This window comes from Gelidibacter pelagius (assembly GCF_017581925.1).
Lineage (GTDB): Bacteria > Bacteroidota > Bacteroidia > Flavobacteriales > Flavobacteriaceae > Gelidibacter > Gelidibacter pelagius.
Map to the genome: position 1 here is coordinate 1 of NZ_JAGEVG010000083.1, position 401 is coordinate 401.

Annotated in this window: 2 rRNA genes; both read left to right on the forward strand. The window is 44.4% G+C overall.

Features of this window, described 5'->3' with window-relative positions:
* Positions 1-165 (forward strand): 23S ribosomal RNA (locus J4051_RS18890); the annotation flags it as partial.
* 142 nt (positions 166-307) lie between these two features.
* A 5S ribosomal RNA gene (gene rrf, locus J4051_RS19340) occupies positions 308-401 on the forward strand; the annotation flags it as partial.

The window sequence follows — 401 nt, forward strand, 5'->3', positions numbered from 1 at the left end:
AGCTACGTTCGGAAGGGATAAGCGCTGAAAGCATATAAGCGCGAAACCCACCACAAGATGAGATTTCTTTAAAGGGCCGTGGAAGATTACCACGTTGATAGGTCATAGGTGTAAAGGCAGCAATGTCATAGCCGAGTGATACTAATAGCCCATAGGCTTATTGTACGCCTGTTTTTTAGTAGAGTACAACAATTTTTTTATGTATGAATCACACTTTGGTGTGCTTTTTTCAATATGTCACGATATTTGTCACATGCATTTGTGACGCTGTAGGCAACAACACTGTTGTTGCACCGCAGCTATGACTTAAGGTGGTTATAGCGACGGGGCTCACCTCTTACCATTCCGAACAGAGAAGTTAAGCCCGTTTGCGCCGATGGTACTGCATCTCGTGGGAGAGT